Source organism: Gracilibacillus salitolerans, assembly GCF_009650095.1.
GTDB classification, from domain to species: domain Bacteria; phylum Bacillota; class Bacilli; order Bacillales; family Amphibacillaceae; genus Gracilibacillus; species Gracilibacillus salitolerans.
In genome coordinates this window covers 323,544-341,622 of record NZ_CP045915.1, presented here as the reverse complement: position 1 = coordinate 341,622, position 18,079 = coordinate 323,544, and the positions used below count along the sequence as shown (strand labels likewise).

The window sequence follows — 18,079 nt, the reverse complement described above, 5'->3', positions numbered from 1 at the left end:
TGTTACTCCTCCTTTCTCATCATAAAAAATATAGTCCCAAAGCAATAAAAGCTGCACTAACAACACTTGTTAGCATTTGCTTCCACCCGATTGATAAAGCATCCTTCCAGCTCAGCTCTCTACTAATAGTAAATAACGTAACGAGACAAGCTGATAATGTGGATGCCAAGTAAACAAGAATAAATACCTGACTGATCGACATATCCATTAACAAACTGCCCTGCCCCTCATTTAAGACAAGTAGGCCATCCTTTCTAATAAAAGAAAAGATCAAACCAGGTGCTGCATCTGACGGTAACGAGAATAGATATAATAATGGCATTGCAAGCCAACTAAAAATCGATAATACCCCTACTGTTTCCAGGACAGATGCAACCAGACAGATCAACAAGAAAATTGGCATAGCTTGAACTAAAAATTGTTTAATCACTCCAGAAACCTTCCACCAAAATGCTCTCCCATTGATTCCTTGTAAATAAGGCAAGGGGGCGATTCTTGTTAGCTCATCAGTGGTGCTTCTATTCCAAATCCTTGTATGAATAGCTCCGACTACAAATAGTAAGAGCAAATAAGGGATAAATAAAAAAGGAGCATGTGCTGCATTGAAGATAGATAAGGTAGCGCCTATTTGATAACTGCACGCTGAGCCAAAGGCAATCATTGAAACACAAGATACTTGGGTGCAGCTACTACAGCTCCTGCTTTGCATTACTGCGACAACATTACAGCCAAAACCAGTGATAGCAGGAAGCAAATCTCTACCTGTTAATCCAATTTTACGTAGCCACGGATCTAAAGCACTTGTTAAGTGTTCTTGTATACCAATCTCTTCTGTGATAGTCGTGGTTATGCTAATCAACAGGACAACAGGGAATGCCCAAAGAAACGAGTACCAACCTAAGGTAATGATTCCATAATCACCTATCAATACATTCGCTAAAAAAGCTGGTATCTGCTCCAACCATGTAGTTATCGGTGTAAGCAAGTATTGCTCTGTAATCGGTTCGAACCAACTGACAAATAAGTAGGCTGCAAATACTGGCAAGGCAAACATAGTCATGATAATAAGACAAGCTAGTATTGGACCTACTACCCGCAAACGGAACATTGGAATTAGTTTATTAACAGGAATAGGTGTTGAAGGCAGAAAGCTAACAATACTTGTAGTAACAGCCCAAATCCTGGCTTGCTCGATACATGTGATTACTTTTTCTTGTTCTTCCTGATCCATCTTTCTGGCATTAATCCAGACAACTGGTACTTGTAATAGCTCTTGTACTCTTTTTTGTTCAGCGTTAGAAGGCTGGTATTTATCCTGGTGAGTTGCAACAATAGCTACTTGTTTACCTTTCAAATTCAATTCTTTCTGCAGCTGGGTTAACTCTTCTTTCAGTTCTGTTGCTTTCACAACTAATAGAAGGGTTTGTTCCCCCTCTAAACGATCTAAAGTAAGCTGTGTACTTTTACTGTCCATATCGAATTGAAGTCCTGGCAAGTCTGTCAATCGCATATCATTGTTTAATTTACAGGTTGCAGTTAAGGCAGCTACTGTTGTCCCTTTTACATTGCTTGTCAACGCTCGTTTTTCGCCAGTCAAATGGCGGAACAAACCTGATTTCCCAACAGATTCACAACCTACTAGCACCACATCTATTGGACAAGCAGAATACTGAACGCTTTCTAGCATTGACACCTCTCCCCACACATCGAAAGATCTTTAAGATAAAAGTTCTCTCGTTTATACTCCTCTAAAATAGATAAATCCAAGTTTAACTGGTAGCCAATCGTTTCCGCTATGACGGCAAAGCGCTGACGAAATTTATAAATATAGCAAAAAATATGATCATCGTGACGAAGTTCCGGTCCTGCTAGAAATAGTCCAGTAGTCGCAACAGCTTCATCGGTATCATTGACAAGAACTTCGTCATGCTTACCACGTGTCACTAGATTTTCTATCGTCGTTGTGCTACCTGAGAAACCAGTAGCTAATATTGGTCTCTCCGTTGTAAAATAAACTTTTCCACTACTCGTATAAACGTCATACCCTGAGGATACTGCTTCTATTCGTGTCACTGCTGTATTGCCTACAACCCTTAATAAGTCGGAATCAAATAAGTGACGAATACGACCATATGTATAGGTTGACAGGGCAATACTTGGATCACTATTGTCTAGCTCCCACGTATTCGTTTTAGCTATTACAGTCGTTCTTTTACCTAAACGTCCTAAATGAAATGCGGCATCCATCCCACTTTCATAACCTCCGATGATAATAAAGTCATCACCTTCTAGCTCTTGCCAAGATGGAATCAAGCTATTGTGCACACCAAGCTCTGCACCTGGGAAGGGCTTTAAATCGGGATATTGGTATTGCCCTGCCGCCCAGATAACGTAGTGACTTTGATAGCTCCCTTGTGTCGTATCTATCGAAAAGGTATCATCTTTTTTATGGATTTGATTTACTTTTACTCCTTTTTCAATAGGAAGCGTAAAATGATCTGCCACCACATCAAGATATTCAGCATACGCTTCACCAGTCGGATGCTCCATATCTAACGTATAAGCCGGTGAAGATTTCGGAACAACCGCATTTAAATCTGTCTGCCCAAACCCTTGCGCAGGAAAAGAGGGGGTTATGAATCTCATTTCCTTTGGCCAACGCAGAAAAGATGCTCCTACCTCTTCTTTTTCTAATATCAAATAGGAGGGACAATTCATTTGTTGTAATAAAGCTGCGACACCAATTCCAGAAGGACCAGCTCCTACAACAATGACATCATATATTTTACTCACTGTTACCACCTCTCAAATCATAACCATTACGATTTATGTTGTAAAAAATTAAGCAAGACAATATTGAAAGCCTCTCTCTAGTTCCTGAAAATCGAGATCCTTCCCAATAAATACTATCTCACTTTGTCGCTTTTCATGATTCGCCCATTTAAAACCTTCTGTCCCTGCAAATAGCATATGTACACCCTGAAAAACAACTCTTTTTTCTAGTTGCTTTATATGGAGCACTCCTTTATAACGATATAAATTTTCTCCTTTAAACTGGACTAAATAGGCGAACCATTTATTCACTTTTTCTATATCAAGCGGACGATCTTCTCGAAAAACAAAAGAAGTGACTTGATCATTATGATGATGATGATGTGTTTCGACTAATAGATTGGGATCTATTTTTAATATATTACCTAATTCAAAGGATTTTTTTCCTATTAAATCTTGGCTGTCTACATTTGCATATGTAGTGTAAATCCGTTTTGCATGTGGATTCATGTTAAACAACTGTTGTTTCAAGTTGTTTTTTTCATCTTCTGTGACTAAATCCATTTTATTTAATAGCAGGACATCAGCAAAAGCGATTTGTTGCCCAGGTTCTTCTTCTTTTAGATGTTGCCAGATATGCTTAGCATCGACCATCGTAATCACACTGTCTATTTCAAATGACGTTGCTGTTTGCTCATCCATCAAAAAAGTTTGAATAACTGGGGCTGGATTAGCCATACCTGTTGTCTCAATGACAATACGGTCAATTTTTTCTTCCTGTTTCATCAAATTACTTAATATGTTGATTAAATCTCCTCGTACATTACAACAAATACAACCACTATTTATTTCCATAATTTCTTCCTTCGTTGATACCACCAAATGACTATCAATGGATGTATCACCAAATTCATTGATAATAACAGCAATTTTTTGTTCAGGCAAATCCTTTAATAAGTTATTGAGCAATGTTGTTTTACCTGCACCTAAAAAACCAGTCAATATTGTTACCGGAATGATTTGTTCTTTTGACAACGCGCTTTCCCTCCTCTTGCTATATACAAAGAAATTTTGTATCAAAAATAAGACAGGGACAACACTTTAGATGCCCCTGTTACTTATTCTAATTCTCCAGGTTGATTACCCCTCTTACCAACTAGATTTTTTCACGCCTGGTAGTTGTCCTTTATGAGCATAATCTCTAAATGCAATACGTGACATGTTGAATTTACGCATGTAGCCACGTGGTCTGCCTGTAACTTCGCAACGATTTTTTAAGCGAGTTGGAGAAGAGTCTCGTGGCAATTTACGAAGTGCTTCATAATCGCCTTTTGCTTTTAACTCTTTTCTCAAGGTAGCATATTGTTCAACCATTTTCTGGCGTTTTTTCTCTTTTGCAATTTTAGACTTTTTAGCCATTTGAACTTACTCCTTTCGATAATTAGAATTTATCTTTTATATCAAAACTATTTTTAACTTGTAAATCGTAATGATTACGTCTTGCATAGTATTATAGTATATCTCATTAAAAATGTAAATAGTAATGATTACGATTTAAGTTTTGTATCCATTTTCTTATCTATTAGGAGTTGATCACCTTAATTGGTAACAGAACCTGGTATGGTATGGCATATCATCTTTTATGACAAATCTTTCTGGGGCGCGCTGAGATTTGTCTATTATCTGTTCTCACTACATATCTTCTAGAAAAAACTGCATCTTAAAAAGTCTCTCTCTTTTTAAGATGCAGCATTATTCATCATTATTCTTCTAGAAAAGCTTCTTCAAAAATATCAGTTAAATAATCAAGTGTGATAGGATCGCTATAGGTAGACGCGTCTTGGTCAATTTCAATTACTTGATTGTTCTGAACGGCCGGAATGTTGTTCCAAGTATCGCTCTCCATAAATTCATTATCCTCGGACGATTTTTTACTAACGACGATAAAATCACCCGCATATTCCGGAAGGGCTTCTAATGACAACGTGTGGTATCCTTCTTCTAATGCATCTTCACTTACTTTTTCTGGCATGTTTAGATCCATTGCTTGATATAAGATTTCTGTACCTCGTGCCCAATTATCACCGAATACATAGAAGTTTTTTGCATCTACTTCAAACACTGTCACCGTAACATCTTCTCCGTACTCTGCTTTGATCTTTTCACCGATTTTTGCTGTGCGTTGTTCGAAATCATCGACCCATTCCTGTGCTTCTTCCTCTTTATTCAACAACTTTCCAATTTCTACTTGCTGGGACAGGTAATCAAGTTTGCCCCATGTATATATTACAGTAGGTGCAATTTTTTCTAATTCCTCAAGGTTTTCCATGTGTGACCCTGCGATGATTAGATCTGGATCTTGTGCCATAATAGTTTCTGGCTCATTTTCTGAAACGGTAGCTACATCTTCTAGATCATCTGCAAAAAGCGGATTGGATTTTGTCCATTGATCAACACCGACTAACTCTCCTTCCAGCGCATGTACATTAGGGGCACTAGCTACAGCAACGATTCGCTGTGGATCTGCCGGAATTTCTACTGGTCCAGTCTCTGATTCATATGTAACCGTATCTGAAGACTCTGTTGCTGAAGATTGTGCTTGTTCACTGGACTCACTACCACATGCACTTAGTAAAAAGACACTAAAAATTAAAATAATCATGAAGAAAAAAAGTTTGATTTTCATTTTTTATATTCCTTTCTGAAATAGTTTACTAGTTATTCCGCATATATATATTCTTTATTTTTTTCTTTGAAACGGTCATTGTGAGAAGACACGAGTGCTACTTTTTGTGCTTCAGGATCTAGATAACGCTTCGCACCATTCACAGCATTTGCAGCATCTTGAAAGGCTCCTGCAATAAGGTGTAACTTCCCGTCATGCGACAAAATATCTCCTGCACCATATAGTCCTGGAACATTCGATTCCCCGAGAACATTGCCTTTTATAAAATAATTATCTTTCAAGTCAATTTGCAGGCCGCTTTCCGTCATTAATTGATGGTTCCGATTATAGCCATGATTCACGAGAACGGCATCAACAGAAAGAGTATCTGTCTTATTTGTTTGGTTATGAAGTAATTTCACTTCATTAATCCTATCATCACCTTGTAATCCCGTTATCTCTGTATGCGTCCAGTATTCCACGTTGTTTTTGGCTAACTTTGAAATGTCTGACTCATGAGCCTTCAATTCGTCTCCTCGATAGATTAATATGACTTGTTTAGCAATTGGCGCTAATTCATTTGCCCAATCCACAGAAGACGAGCCTCCTCCTGATATCAGAACTTTCTTATCTTTAAAATCCTTAATTGATTGCACACGATAAAACAGGTTGCTATGCTCATAACCAGACGCATTGTCGATATCGAGCTTAATCGGATCAATAATGCCTCCGCCCACTGCCATAATTACCGTTTTGGAATAATGTTTCTTTTGTTGATCGGTTTCTAATTCAAAAGTTGTTGAATCTAGTTTATTCATTTTTGTTATAGTCTGCTGAAGCTCAATCGTCGGATCAAATGTAAGCCCTTGTTCTATCATTTGTTCCATTAACTCTGATCCCGTAACCGGCGTCATACCTCCGACATCCCAAATCATTTTTTGCGGATAAACGTGGACTTTTCCTCCTAATCTATCCTGCGCTTCAATTACTTTCACCTTCATTTCACGTAATCCTGCGTAAAAAGCTGCAAATAAACCAGCTGGTCCTCCGCCAATGATCGTCACGTCATATAACTCTTTATTATCTTTCACCAGTGATAACACCTCTTTTTTTAAAATTGATTCAAGCGAAACTAATCTTTCGTTTTGGCCAGTAAGTATAAGAAATATGGTGCACCAATTACGGCGACAATAATACCTGCTGGAATTTCAGATGGCTGTATCATTCCTCGCCCCAACGTGTCCGCAATGAGTAGTAATAATCCACCAACCATTGCGGAAATCGGAATAATGTATTCATGTTTATCTCCAACTAATCGTCGAGTGAGATGGGGTGCGATTAGACCAACAAAACCTATCCCACCACTTACCGAAACACAAGCTGCAGCGACAACAACTGCTAGTGCTAGTAAAATCCGCCGCTCCTTCTCCATATGGGCTCCCAGACCAATAGCAGTTTCATCACCAAGGTTTAATATATTAAGAACAGAGGATTTGGAGTAGATGAGTGGCATAAATACAAGTAACCACGGCAGTAATGCAAGTACAAACTTCCAATTTGATCCCCAAATACTACCTGCTATCCATGTAGCTAAAAACTGATAATTTTCTGGATCAAGTCTTAATGTTAAGACAATCATTAATGCGTCAATCCCGGCCGCAATCGCGATACCGGTAAGCACAAGGCGAATCGGAGAAATCCCTTCATGGCGTTTATAGGACAACAGATAAACCAAGAGCGCTGCACCTCCAGCACCAACAAACGCGATTATCGGCATCAAAAATACTGGAGCGTCTGATACGGTGGCAAAAAATGAAATGAATAGCATAACCGCCAGTCCTGCCCCCGCATTAATTCCGATGATGCCAGGTTCCGCTAATGGATTTCGAACGATCCCTTGTAATACTGCCCCTGAAACCGCCAAGCCCATACCAACTAATATCGCGATAACCATACGTGGCAAACGAAAATCAAACAAGATTAACGATTGCTGTTCTGTACCTTGACCGAATAAAGTGCTGAGTGTTTCCTGAGGTGATAATCGGATATGGCCGGTATTTAAACTAATAAAGAAACATAAAGCTATCATTAGAAAAAGGAGCAAAGCAGTTAATTTTACTTGTCTTTCCTTTTTTAGTTGACTCTTCGTTTTCGATTGTTTGTTTATCATACGTGTCCTCCCCCTTTTCTCGCGAGATACAAGAAGAAGGGCACACCTATGAGTGCGATTAGTGCACCGATTGGTGTTTCATAAGGAGGATTGATGATTCTTGCTGTTAAATCAGCCAACACAACCAGTAATGCTCCTAACATTGCCGAGGCCGGGATTATCCAACGGTAATCATGGCCTACTAAACGACGAGCTAGGTGAGGAACAATCAGCCCGACAAAACTAACGGCACCAACTACCGAAACGGCTGCTCCCGCTAAAATCAAGATGATAATAGCACTCAGTAATTTGACTCGGCCCATTCTCTCACCAAGTCCAATTGCTACTTCTTCACCCAAACTCAGGATGGTAATCGACCGTGATAAAGCAATTGCTCCTAGTAGAGCTAAACATAACCAGGGTGTCACCACTTTCAATTGTCCCCAGGTTGTACCTGAAACACCACCGGCATACCAGAAGGCTAAATCTTGACCAATTTCATAATACAGCGCTATGCCTTCACTTAACGCACCTAACAAGGCACTAACAGCGGCTCCTGCCAGTACTAAACGAATCGGTGTTAAGCCATTTTCAGATAAAGAACCCACACCATACACAATCCCTGCTCCTAAGGCTGCACCTAAAAAGGAGAATAATATGACGTATGAATAGGATAAGCCTGGAAAAAAGGCAAAACATAAAGCCAACATAAAAGCTGCTCCCGCATTTAACCCAAGCAAACCTGAGTCAGCTAATGGATTTCGTGTCATCCCTTGCATCAATGCACCAGACACCGCAAAACAACTGCCAACGATTGCTGCTCCAATCACACGAGGTATTCTTAGTTCCCAAATAATTTGATGATCCACTAAATCAGGATTGAAACGAAATATAGTGGTCCAAACTGTTTTTAGATCTATATCTGCGGCTCCTAACGATATCGACAGTGCTACCGAAAAAATCAGCAACAACGTTCCAACAGATAGTATCGATATTCCAACAGTCGGACGCGCCGTTTCTTTCACTTTCCTTAATTGTTCTTTCTCGTCCATTTGTTCCTTTGACCATCCCATCTTTTGACATTTCCTTTCTTTTATACACAGAGAAATGAATAGATACTATCTGACTTTGCATCCGGCACTATGTTCACATAACTGATAGGACAAGCAAACCGGATTCGCACTGTGCGGGCAAGAAATTAATTGCGCATCAATCTGAAAAACTGTTCTTAAATAATCGCAAGTCATGACTTCGTTTGGTGTACCTTCTGTTACAACCTGACCGTCCCGCATGGCAATCATATAATCAGAAAAACGTGATGCGTGATTTAAGTCATGAAGAACCATAATAATGGTACGACCTTCCTCTTTGTTTAAACGTTGTAATAATAATAAAATATCTAATTGATGAGCTAAGTCTAAATAGGTAGTCGGTTCGTCAAGCACAAGAATATCTGTCCCTTGCGCCAACGCCATTGCGATCCACACTCTTTGCCTCTGACCTCCTGACAAAGCATTGGCGGGCTGATCTCGTAAATCATTCAAACCGGTTACATCCAGTGCCCAATTAATATATTCATAATCTTGCTTTGATAATCTCCCCATCCGCTTACGATGAGGAAAACGTCCATAAGACACTAATTCAAATACCGTTAATCCGCTAGGTGCTTGTGCTGTTTGAGGCAAAACAGCCATACGTTTGGCAACCTCTTTCGTATCTAATGTATGGATCGCTTTACCTTCGAGGAAAACAGCCCCCTCTTTTGCTTGCAACACACGAACAATCGTTTTTAACAATGTTGATTTACCACATCCATTTGGCCCAACAATAGTGGTGATCTTGTGTTTAGGCATGGAGACACTTAAATCTTTAATAATCAGGTCATTTGAATAACCTACACTTATTTTGTTGACATCTAAAGCATCCATGTTACATCTCCTCACTTTTCACTAGATTGAAAGAAATCCACAAGTAAATCTAATTGATAGTCCAGTGCAATGACATCTTGAAAATAGAACGATTCAAGGTCATATTCATAAACCTTTCCTTCTTTAACAGCAGGTAATTCTGTCCATAATTTACTAGATTGGATCTCCGCTTTTCTGTCTGATCCCATCTCTCGTACACCCATCAAAATATAATCGGCTTCTCCTAAATACTCTGGTATTGTTTCTAGGGAAATACTTGCCCACCCCTCTGCTTCTGTTACTTCTTCTACCTTCTGCGGTGCTTCTAACCCTAATTGGTTATATAAGATTTCCCCGCCGCGACCATATGTTTTTCCGAATAGATATAAATCTTTATCCGTGACTTCAATGATCGCTACCTTCGTGTCTTGATCTAATATCTCTGAGAGCTGTTCTTTCTGATTTTTTACTTTCTCTTGAAATTGCTCTAATCGTTGCTTGGCTTCCTGTTCCTTATTTAATATGTTGCCGATTTCAAGTAGTCGTTCTTCATAATCAAGGGCACCATATGGAAACAAAACCGTTGGGGCAATTTTGGACAATTGTTCGTATGAATCTTCTGCATATGTAATAATTAGATCTGGGTTTAAACTTGTAATTTTTTCTAAAGATATTGCCGTATCCTCTCCGACACTCTCTACTTCTTCTAACTGATCTTGATAATAAGGTGCATCAAAGACCATTGTTTCAGCTACTCCTATAGGCTGGACACCCGTCGCCAATACATCACCGACATAATCTCTTACTGCAACTACAACTCTTGATGGTTCAAGTGGTAATTCAAGCGTTCCCTTTTCACTCTCGTAATATCTAATACTCTCATCCTTGCTATCTTCTTCATTGGTAGCAGAGTCTGCTTCGTTCGTGTTACATGCGCTTAGAAGAACAACCAACATCGACAGGAAAAAAATTGAAAGACCATAATTATTCCGTTTATTCACCATTTCTCCTCCAAACTCGATTTAATCAATATTGATAATCATTATCAATTAAAGAGTATATACTAATCCCTTGATAAATACAACCCTTGATTAGATTTAAATATCTATAAAATTATTAACTTAATCAAAAAGTAAAAAAGCGAGCTGAATATTCATCAACTCGCTTTACTGTACCTTAACTTATTCAAAGTAATTGATTAATCCATTTGTAATTCCTTGTGCTACTTCGTTTTGATAGCTTTCTGATTGTACGACTGACAGATCATGAGGATTGGATATGAAGCCTAACTCAAGTAAAACGGATGGAGCTGATGTATTTACAAGTACTTTATAATTTGCTTGTCTTACTCCCCGGTCATGAAGGTTAACTTGAGATATAATGGATGATTGTATAGATTCACCCAAGCCTTTATCCCCTGATTCAGCAAAGTAAGTAGTAACTCCAGATGCTGACAAATTTAAGGATGCATCATAATGAAGACTAATGAAAGCATCTGTATAATAGCTATTACTGATTCTGGCGCGATCATCTAAAAAGACAAAATAATCTCCAGATCTAGTAACAATAACATTAGCGCCGGCATCACGTAAATGATCAATAACTTTTGATGATGTAGGTTGTATAACATCTTTTTCTTGTATTCCATTTAATCCTATTGCTCCAGGGTCTGTACCACCATGTCCCGGGTCAACAACAATATTGTATCCTTCTAAGTTCATTGAATTAGAGGGAACCGTGTTATTATTATTTTGAGAAGGTTGCGTTGCTTGTTCTGTTAACCAAGAAGCTATCCAGCCTGTCTCTGAGCTATTTATCATGATTTGATACCAATCACCTGACCTATCTATTACATCAAAACTATCTCCAGATAATGCCGAACTAACCGCGTCGTAATTGGTACCTGGACCAGAACGAACAAAAATGCTTTCCGAATTTATGGTAACCATATTAGGAGTACTGCTTGTTTCAGTAGTAGAATTTTCGGTGCTTAGAGAATCTTTTTGAACTAGATGATGTTTCGCTACCCAAACTTCTTCTCCATCATAGTAGGTTTGGATCCAACCATATTTTTCCTGAAAAGCCATTAACTCATTCCCTTGCACGAATTGAGCTACAATTTCACTGTCAGAAGAAGGCTCACTTCGAACATTAAGAATCGATGTACTAACTTCATAGGTTTCTAGATCACTAGCTTGTACCGGTTGTAAAAAAGTGAATAAGAGAAAAGATAGCCAGAAAAAAAATGCAAGTCGAGAAATTGCTCTATGATTCATTGAAATCCTCCTTTTTCCCTATAGGAAAGTTGTTATAAAATTCCTCTTCCTCATAAGGTAAGATTACCCCAAATCATAAGTCTCTAAGCTTTTTTATATAAAATCGAGCATATTTACCTATTAACTCTAAAAAAACAGGTCTATATTATCACAAAGGAACCTGTCTTCTACAACAAAAGAAATAAGAGCTACTGTAACTAGTACTCTTATTCCTCTCTTTCAACTATTCTCCCAACTGCTCATTCAATTCCTCGGAAAGTTCCTGTACCTTCTCTTCGTCAGGCATATAGTAATACGTCTCATCAATTTCTCCATCTTCTCCAGGGATTTCGTGTTCTACTATATTATTTAAAGCATCACGATAATTGCCCTGTATATCCCACATAGATTCCAGACCCAAGTTGGTTCGGAAATTATCTTCTATGGCAGTAAGTATCTCTTTAAAATTAGAAATAGATGATGTTAAGCCTGTTAGCGTCGTTCCTTTCTCAAGAATTGCCTGAATGACCTGTCGTTGTCTTTCCTGACGGCCAAAGTCTCCTCGTGGGTCATCTTTCCTCATACGCACATATTCTCTTGCTTCTTCACCATTTAGTTGAATAGGACCCTCTTCAAAAGTGATTCCATGATAGGCAAATTCAAAGCTATTGTTAACTTCAATTCCATCTACTGCATCAATCATATCTTCAAGTCCTGTAAGATCCACTTTCACAAAGTAATCCACTCTCGCATCCAGAAAGTTTTCTACCGATTGAACGGTCATATTAGTACCGCCTAGAGCATAAGAATGCGTAATCTTGTCTTTTGCGTTATCTAAAGCAGTAGAGTCCGAAACTTTGTCACTTCTGATATTTCCAATCATTTCTGTGTAGGTATCACGCGGAATACTCACCATGTGTGTTGTTTCAGTCTTTGGATTTAAGGTGACATAAATAAGTGTGTCTGATCGTTGATTAGGGTCCCCTTTTTCCCCAGGTTCATCCACCCCAATTAATAACAGACTTATAGGTTCACCCGCCTCTAAATCGATGTTTTCTAAACGTATTTGATTTTTCTGATCATCAATTTCTTCCTGAATATTCGTAAATGTTGATGTAAATGTATGCCATGCATAACCACCGGTAGTGATAAGGAGCACACCAAACGCAGTTATTACTACTACGAGTATTTTTTTTAATTTGTCTTTATACATATTATCCTCACCTATTTTGCATTTGGTTATAATCTTATAAACTATGAAGCGATATCTGTTTCATAGTTTCTTCCGGTTCGTTTAACCTTTTTCCAGTCTCTATTAAAGAAGTAGGCGATACTTCCATACAGAACAAAATACATCGTGACGAACCGATGAATAAAAACATCGTAAAGAATCGTTAAAAACAGTCGTAGACGTTGCTTTTTCTGAAAAGTAAAGCCATAGCGTCTAACCTGCCATATCGCCAAAATGTCATATACTAAATTAAATACAATAATATAAAGTAAATAGAGCATCACAAAACTAGCTAATGACAAAGAGAAATTAGCGACTGCATTATACGTAAAAACCCCTACTGTTACATAGGCTGCTAGAATGGCAACAATAAGTGATTCCACAATGTAGAAAAAGGAAACGGATCTTGTCCATACAGTTCTTAATAAGAATGGAATAAAATGAACGAGGCAATCGACATATCCCTTCTGCCAGCGTATTCTCTGCTTAAATAAATCTCTCCATGTTTCGGGTAATTCCGTATAACTTATAGCATCAGTAATTAGTACAATTTTTTTATTTTTCATGTCATTTTTCTTTTTTGAGATATAACGCTGAATTTTTAGGGTAATATCAATATCTTCCCCTACAGATGACCTGTATCCTCCCACCTTCACCAGCAAGTCCTTTTTGAAAATACCAAAAGCTCCAGATATGATTGCCAATCCCTGAAAACGTGCAAGTGATATCTTCGTCACATAAAATGCTTTAAGAAAATCAAGCATCTGTACACCAAGGAGCAAATTGGAATTGGATAGCGTCAGCTTGTTCAATGGATTTTGCGTTTTTGTTTGCAATACATGCACCATACCACCTGCAGCAACGACCTCTTCATCGGCAAATTTATTATTAATAGACTTAAGAGCAGACTCTGTTAATACGGTGTCTGCATCCAAAGTCACCACTAATTCTTTCGTTGAATATTCAATACCAGCATTTAATGCATCTGCTTTGCCTCCATTTGCTTTATTCACAACAAAGATATTCGGATGCAATTGAGACTGATAGATACTTTCAATTTTTTGATGGCGTAGCTGATTAAGTGGTGTTTTCCAGCACTGTACCAGCTCTAAATTTTCATGTAAAAGCGGAAACGTGTCATCTGACGAGCCATCATTAACATAAACTACCTCAAAATTTTGATAATCCAGTGTTTTCATACTGTTTACCGACGTTTTGATAATTCCCGCTTCATTGAAACAAGGAATTAATATACTTACTCCTTTCTCTGACTTAGGATTTCGTCTATCATTCTCTCCCTGTACATGAAACCAAGGTAAACAATGGAGCAGATGAAGTATTGGGAAAAATATACATATGTAGAACAAAGTAAATAGAAATGCGTCCAAGAATAGAATCTCCTTTCCATAAAAATTGACTTCCTACCATATATTCTTCCAGAGAAAGACGTGATTTTACAACGGTTATTACAGAAAATTAAACCTATTACCTACTAATTGTTAAATAAATTGTTTAAATAGAGTAGATTTGGAGAAAATGGATTGTTTTTCCTATGATAGAATATGCAATACATAAGTGCAATCGCTTCCCAAAATTTAACTTTCCCCAAATAATGTGATCAAAATACTGATCCTTAAATCTCTTTGGTTGAGCAAAAACATATGCTGAACAATTCTTACTTTCAATAAGACCTTTTATGTATGGTTTGCTAAGACCTATGCATGATGTGTGAAAATTCTTTTATAGTAACATAGAAAGTAGCAATGTGAAGAAAGTAGAGGAGGAAAAAACAAATGAGTGAACTAAACACATTATTTCGTGAAAAAATCGGAATTCCCAAAAACAAAAAGATCACATTTACAACCTTAAACACCATTCTAGAAAAAACAGCAACAACGTTTCCATTTGAAAACTTAAGCATCATTGCAAACAAAACTCAAGGCGTAACCAAGAAAAATTTGATCAACAAATTACTTGTCCGTAACGAAGGGGGGCTATGCTTTGAATTAAATCCATTACTTTACTTTTTCTTGATTGACAATGGTTTTAATGCGACTTTAGTTCGTGGAGAGGTTTATAACGACGAAAAACAGGACTGGTACCAGCTTGGAAGAACTCACGTAGCGATTCTTCTACATCACGAAGAACAAACCTATTTACTGGACACCGGATTTGGTGGAAATCTTCCCTTGAAGCCTGTCCCATTAAATGGTGATACTATTACATCCCGAAATGGAGAATTTCGAATTAAAAGGCAACAAACTGAATATGGCAACAACGTGCTTCAATTAAAGATAAAATATAAACATACTGACTGGCAAATGGGTTATACATTTGATTCAAATCACCCAGTAGCAAATGTGATGGAATTAAATGAATTACAGGAAATCATTATACAAGATGAGAGGTCACCTTTTAACAAATCCCCGATGATTACTAAACTTACAAGTAAGGGAAATGTAACGTTAACGAGTAATTCATTCACACAATGGATCCATGGAAAGGTGAAAAAAGAAAAGATTGATGAAGCAAGATTCAAACAATTAGTGCACCAGTATTTTGGCTTGCAAGTTCTATGAATATTCATTAAAGCATCTCGAAAATTATGTAGTTTTTCTTAATAACCAAATTTCATCAACGTAAATTCGATATCTTAATAACCCTTTTATAAATTACTCTTGTGCCTTATGCTTTTTCACATAATTTAAGTTATAATAAGACCAAAATGAAATGGTAAAGGATGTATTTTAATGGCAAAATCGGGTAAGGAGTTACTTATTCAAAAAGAAATCGCCGTTACCTTAAACCAATGTGTAGATATGTATGAAATGTTGGAGGTTTCCTTAAAAAAGTTATTGGAATTAATGGAACTTCAAACAGGATGGATATTTTTAACCAATGAAGCAAATTCTTATAAGTTAGCTGCTTATCAAAACCTTCCACCTGTTCTTTCTGATAACAACTTCAACAGATTGACATGTAGTAATGGTTGTTATGATTGTGCATGCTTACAACTTTACTGGGAAGGATATCTCCACAAAGCGGTGAATAGCATCAAGTGCGTCCGCTTAGAAGAAGCAATGATAGAGAATGCTGGTGATACCCGGAACTTAAAATTTCACGCCAGTATTCCCTTGACGATCCGTGGCAGAAAACTCGGATTACTAAATCTCGCTTCTTTAGAGAAAAAAAGGTTTGAGCAGAAAGAATTACTTTTACTAGAATCAATTGCATACCAAATTGGTACAGCTGTTGAGCGTATACGTCTATATGAAGAACAAAAAAAACAAGAAGTGGATTCCATTGCTCGCTATCTTGTAGATTACTATAAAGATATGGACCGTCTCAATAGGCAACTTGGGAAAGCAAGTACCCGCCAGGAATTATATAAAGTGCTCATGGAGGAGCTAAGTTCTCATTTTGAATGTTGGCCAAAGATTGCTCTTCTTATAGAAGAAAACAATGAACTATTATTACGGGCAACTACCCATGGGAAGGAAACAAAAGTGCTAAACGAAAAATCCTTTTCTTCTATTCCATCTATCATTCATAAGACTTATGATGAAAAGAGGATTTTACAAAATCACCAACAACCCTTATATTATTCATCGCTTAAAACATGGGAAAAATGCTACTCTATCGCTTTGCCACTAGAAACTAATGAAAAAAAGAGACGCGCTCTAGGTGTTCTTTTACTCAGTAGAGAAACAGAAACATTTAGCGATCTAGAGATAGAAATGCTTGAGGTACTTGCAGGTCTCCTTTCTATGGCTATCGAGAAAACATACCTACAAGAAGAGTGGGAAGCTTTACTAGTAGAAAAAGAAAGAAACAGACTTGCACGAGACCTTCATGACGCGGTAAATCAAAAATTGTTCGCACTTTCGTTGACTGCAAGAGGATTACAAAAGGTCACAACAAATAGTAATGATATGGTGTCAGAGGCAATTTCAGATATCCAGAAGCTATCGCAAGAAACTTTAAGCGAAATGCGAAGTTTAATTTGGCAATTAAGGCCGCAGGAGCTAGAAAGAGAAATTGGTACATCTATCCAAGAATATGGAAGTAAACTTGGTTTGCAATTAGATATCCATGGTCCTGTGAATCTCAAGCTACCTGATAAAAAAGAGCAAGCTCTATGGCGAATCGCACAAGAAGCTTTAAATAATATAAAAAAACATGCAAAAACAAATGAGGGAAACGTTCATATAACGAAAACGTCTTCTTTTGTAGAAATGAAAATCACAGATAACGGCTGTGGAGGAGCTTCTGAAAACCAACACTCTATTGGTATGAAAAGCATGAAAGAACGTGCAAAAGAAATCAATGCCAAACTCACTATCGAAAGTATAAGTGGGAATGGAACAAGTATCACGGTAACAGTCCCAATACAAAACGGGGAGGATAAAGAATGACGATAAAAGTACTGCTCGTGGATGATCACCTTGTTGTACTAAAAGGATTACGCTTTTTCTTACAAACGCAATCACACATCGAGCTAGTTGGGGAAGCTCAAAACGGAGAAGAAGCTTTACAAAAGATAAACCAAATGCATCCTGATGTTGTGCTTATAGATGTAATGATGCCTAAAATGGATGGAATTGAGGCAACAAGGCACATCACCCAAAATTATCCAAATATAAAAGTGATAATACTAACCAGTTTTTCCGATCAAGATTATGTGTTACCAGCAATTAAGGCTGGGGCACACGGTTACCAATTGAAGGATGTAGAACCCGATATTCTAGTAGAAACAATCGAGGCTGTGATGGATGGCCAAAAAAAATTGCATCCGGCAGTGACCAATCAACTAATGACACATATGGTAGATGATGAAAAAACTATCGATATTCTTACCTCCAGAGAAGCTACCGTTTTGAAGCATATTACCTATGGTCAAAGCAACAAAGAAATTGCTGCAGAACTATCTATAAGTGAAAAAACTGTCAAAACTCATATCACCAACATCTTTGGAAAAATGGAAGTACAGGATCGTACACAAGCTGCCTTATATGCCATCAAACATAAATGGTTCGATTAATTTGATAGGAAGGGCTGTCTATAAGTTCTACTAAAGAGCTTAAGACAGCTCTTTTCTTT

Annotated in this window: 16 protein-coding genes; 3 read left to right on the top strand and 13 right to left on the bottom strand. The window is 37.7% G+C overall.

Annotated elements, in window-relative coordinates; translation table 11 throughout:
• Window positions 1-19: 19 nt before the first annotated feature.
• The 13 genes from GI584_RS01770 to GI584_RS01710 all read right to left on the bottom strand — a co-directional run bounded on the left by GI584_RS01770 (window position 20) and on the right by GI584_RS01710 (window position 14,367).
• The gene (locus GI584_RS01770) at window positions 20-1,687 is read right to left on the bottom strand and encodes a FeoB small GTPase domain-containing protein (protein ID WP_153790031.1); all 1,668 of its coding nucleotides are present in this window, start codon (window positions 1,685-1,687) and stop codon (window positions 20-22) included.
• Window positions 1,681-2,793: an NAD(P)/FAD-dependent oxidoreductase gene (locus GI584_RS01765; RefSeq protein ID WP_228552321.1), complete on the bottom strand. Its 1,113-nt coding sequence runs from the start codon at window positions 2,791-2,793 to the stop codon at window positions 1,681-1,683. Before GI584_RS01765 ends, GI584_RS01770 begins: the two co-directional genes overlap by 7 nt.
• A gap of 48 nt (window positions 2,794-2,841) precedes the next feature.
• The gene (locus GI584_RS01760) at window positions 2,842-3,807 is read right to left on the bottom strand and encodes a CobW family GTP-binding protein (RefSeq protein ID WP_153790029.1); all 966 of its coding nucleotides are present in this window, start codon (window positions 3,805-3,807) and stop codon (window positions 2,842-2,844) included.
• Window positions 3,808-3,921: 114 nt separating this feature from the next.
• On the bottom strand, window positions 3,922-4,191 hold the full coding sequence (gene rpsN / locus GI584_RS01755) for a 30S ribosomal protein S14 (RefSeq protein ID WP_153790028.1): 270 nt from the start codon (window positions 4,189-4,191) through the stop codon (window positions 3,922-3,924).
• Window positions 4,192-4,534: 343 nt separating this feature from the next.
• Entirely contained in the window at window positions 4,535-5,458 is a 924-nt protein-coding gene (locus GI584_RS01750) for an iron-hydroxamate ABC transporter substrate-binding protein (protein ID WP_153790027.1), read from the bottom strand.
• Window positions 5,459-5,490: 32 nt separating this feature from the next.
• Complete coding sequence (locus GI584_RS01745; RefSeq protein ID WP_153790026.1) at window positions 5,491-6,528, bottom strand: NAD(P)/FAD-dependent oxidoreductase; 1,038 nt, start codon at window positions 6,526-6,528, stop codon at window positions 5,491-5,493.
• Between the two features lie 41 nt (window positions 6,529-6,569).
• Window positions 6,570-7,607: a FecCD family ABC transporter permease gene (locus GI584_RS01740; protein WP_153790025.1), complete on the bottom strand. Its 1,038-nt coding sequence runs from the start codon at window positions 7,605-7,607 to the stop codon at window positions 6,570-6,572.
• Window positions 7,604-8,659 carry a FecCD family ABC transporter permease gene (locus tag GI584_RS01735; protein WP_153790024.1) on the bottom strand — a complete coding sequence of 352 codons (1,056 nt, stop codon included), beginning with the start codon at window positions 8,657-8,659 and terminating at the stop codon, window positions 7,604-7,606. The genes GI584_RS01740 and GI584_RS01735 overlap by 4 nt, the downstream gene beginning before the upstream one ends.
• A gap of 45 nt (window positions 8,660-8,704) precedes the next feature.
• A complete protein-coding gene (locus tag GI584_RS01730; protein WP_100362319.1) occupies window positions 8,705-9,514 on the bottom strand; it encodes an ABC transporter ATP-binding protein in 810 nt (269 codons plus the stop codon).
• An 11-nt stretch (window positions 9,515-9,525) separates the two neighbouring features.
• Window positions 9,526-10,497, bottom strand: a complete 972-nt coding sequence (locus GI584_RS01725) for an ABC transporter substrate-binding protein (RefSeq protein WP_228552320.1) — start codon at window positions 10,495-10,497, stop codon at window positions 9,526-9,528.
• A gap of 177 nt (window positions 10,498-10,674) precedes the next feature.
• Window positions 10,675-11,769, bottom strand: coding sequence for an N-acetylmuramoyl-L-alanine amidase family protein (locus GI584_RS01720; protein WP_153790022.1), 1,095 nt, complete (start codon window positions 11,767-11,769; stop codon window positions 10,675-10,677).
• Between the two features lie 223 nt (window positions 11,770-11,992).
• Window positions 11,993-12,961: an LCP family glycopolymer transferase gene (locus tag GI584_RS01715; RefSeq protein WP_153790021.1), complete on the bottom strand. Its 969-nt coding sequence runs from the start codon at window positions 12,959-12,961 to the stop codon at window positions 11,993-11,995.
• Between the two features lie 41 nt (window positions 12,962-13,002).
• Window positions 13,003-14,367 (bottom strand): glycosyltransferase family 2 protein, encoded by a 1,365-nt coding sequence (locus tag GI584_RS01710; protein WP_194842099.1) that lies wholly within the window; start codon window positions 14,365-14,367, stop codon window positions 13,003-13,005.
• A gap of 405 nt (window positions 14,368-14,772) precedes the next feature.
• Here GI584_RS01710 and GI584_RS01705 point away from each other — a divergent pair, with 405 nt between their 5' ends.
• The 3 genes from GI584_RS01705 to GI584_RS01695 all read left to right on the top strand — a co-directional run bounded on the left by GI584_RS01705 (window position 14,773) and on the right by GI584_RS01695 (window position 18,020).
• Window positions 14,773-15,558 (top strand): arylamine N-acetyltransferase family protein, encoded by a 786-nt coding sequence (locus tag GI584_RS01705; RefSeq protein ID WP_153790019.1) that lies wholly within the window; start codon window positions 14,773-14,775, stop codon window positions 15,556-15,558.
• A gap of 171 nt (window positions 15,559-15,729) precedes the next feature.
• Window positions 15,730-17,394, top strand: a complete 1,665-nt coding sequence (locus tag GI584_RS01700) for a GAF domain-containing sensor histidine kinase (RefSeq protein ID WP_153790018.1) — start codon at window positions 15,730-15,732, stop codon at window positions 17,392-17,394.
• Window positions 17,391-18,020 (top strand): response regulator, encoded by a 630-nt coding sequence (locus GI584_RS01695; protein ID WP_153790017.1) that lies wholly within the window; start codon window positions 17,391-17,393, stop codon window positions 18,018-18,020. Before GI584_RS01700 ends, GI584_RS01695 begins: the two co-directional genes overlap by 4 nt.
• The last annotated feature ends 59 nt before the right edge of the window (window positions 18,021-18,079 follow it).

Excerpts from the sequence above, each read along its gene's own strand:
- GI584_RS01770 (WP_153790031.1), bottom strand. The coding sequence starts at position 1,687 with ATGCTAGAAAGCGTTCAGTATTCTGCTTGTCCAATAGATGTGGTGCTA.
- rpsN (WP_153790028.1), bottom strand. The coding sequence starts at position 4,191 with ATGGCTAAAAAGTCTAAAATTGCAAAAGAGAAAAAACGCCAGAAAATG.
- GI584_RS01750 (WP_153790027.1), bottom strand. The coding sequence starts at position 5,458 with ATGAAAATCAAACTTTTTTTCTTCATGATTATTTTAATTTTTAGTGTC.
- GI584_RS01740 (WP_153790025.1), bottom strand. The coding sequence starts at position 7,607 with ATGATAAACAAACAATCGAAAACGAAGAGTCAACTAAAAAAGGAAAGA.
- GI584_RS01735 (WP_153790024.1), bottom strand. The coding sequence starts at position 8,659 with ATGGGATGGTCAAAGGAACAAATGGACGAGAAAGAACAATTAAGGAAA.
- GI584_RS01730 (WP_100362319.1), bottom strand. The coding sequence starts at position 9,514 with ATGGATGCTTTAGATGTCAACAAAATAAGTGTAGGTTATTCAAATGAC.
- GI584_RS01725 (WP_228552320.1), bottom strand. The coding sequence starts at position 10,497 with ATGGTGAATAAACGGAATAATTATGGTCTTTCAATTTTTTTCCTGTCG.
- GI584_RS01720 (WP_153790022.1), bottom strand. The coding sequence starts at position 11,769 with ATGAATCATAGAGCAATTTCTCGACTTGCATTTTTTTTCTGGCTATCT.
- GI584_RS01715 (WP_153790021.1), bottom strand. The coding sequence starts at position 12,961 with ATGTATAAAGACAAATTAAAAAAAATACTCGTAGTAGTAATAACTGCG.
- GI584_RS01705 (WP_153790019.1), top strand. The coding sequence starts at position 14,773 with ATGAGTGAACTAAACACATTATTTCGTGAAAAAATCGGAATTCCCAAA.
- GI584_RS01700 (WP_153790018.1), top strand. The coding sequence starts at position 15,730 with ATGGCAAAATCGGGTAAGGAGTTACTTATTCAAAAAGAAATCGCCGTT.
- GI584_RS01695 (WP_153790017.1), top strand. The coding sequence starts at position 17,391 with ATGACGATAAAAGTACTGCTCGTGGATGATCACCTTGTTGTACTAAAA.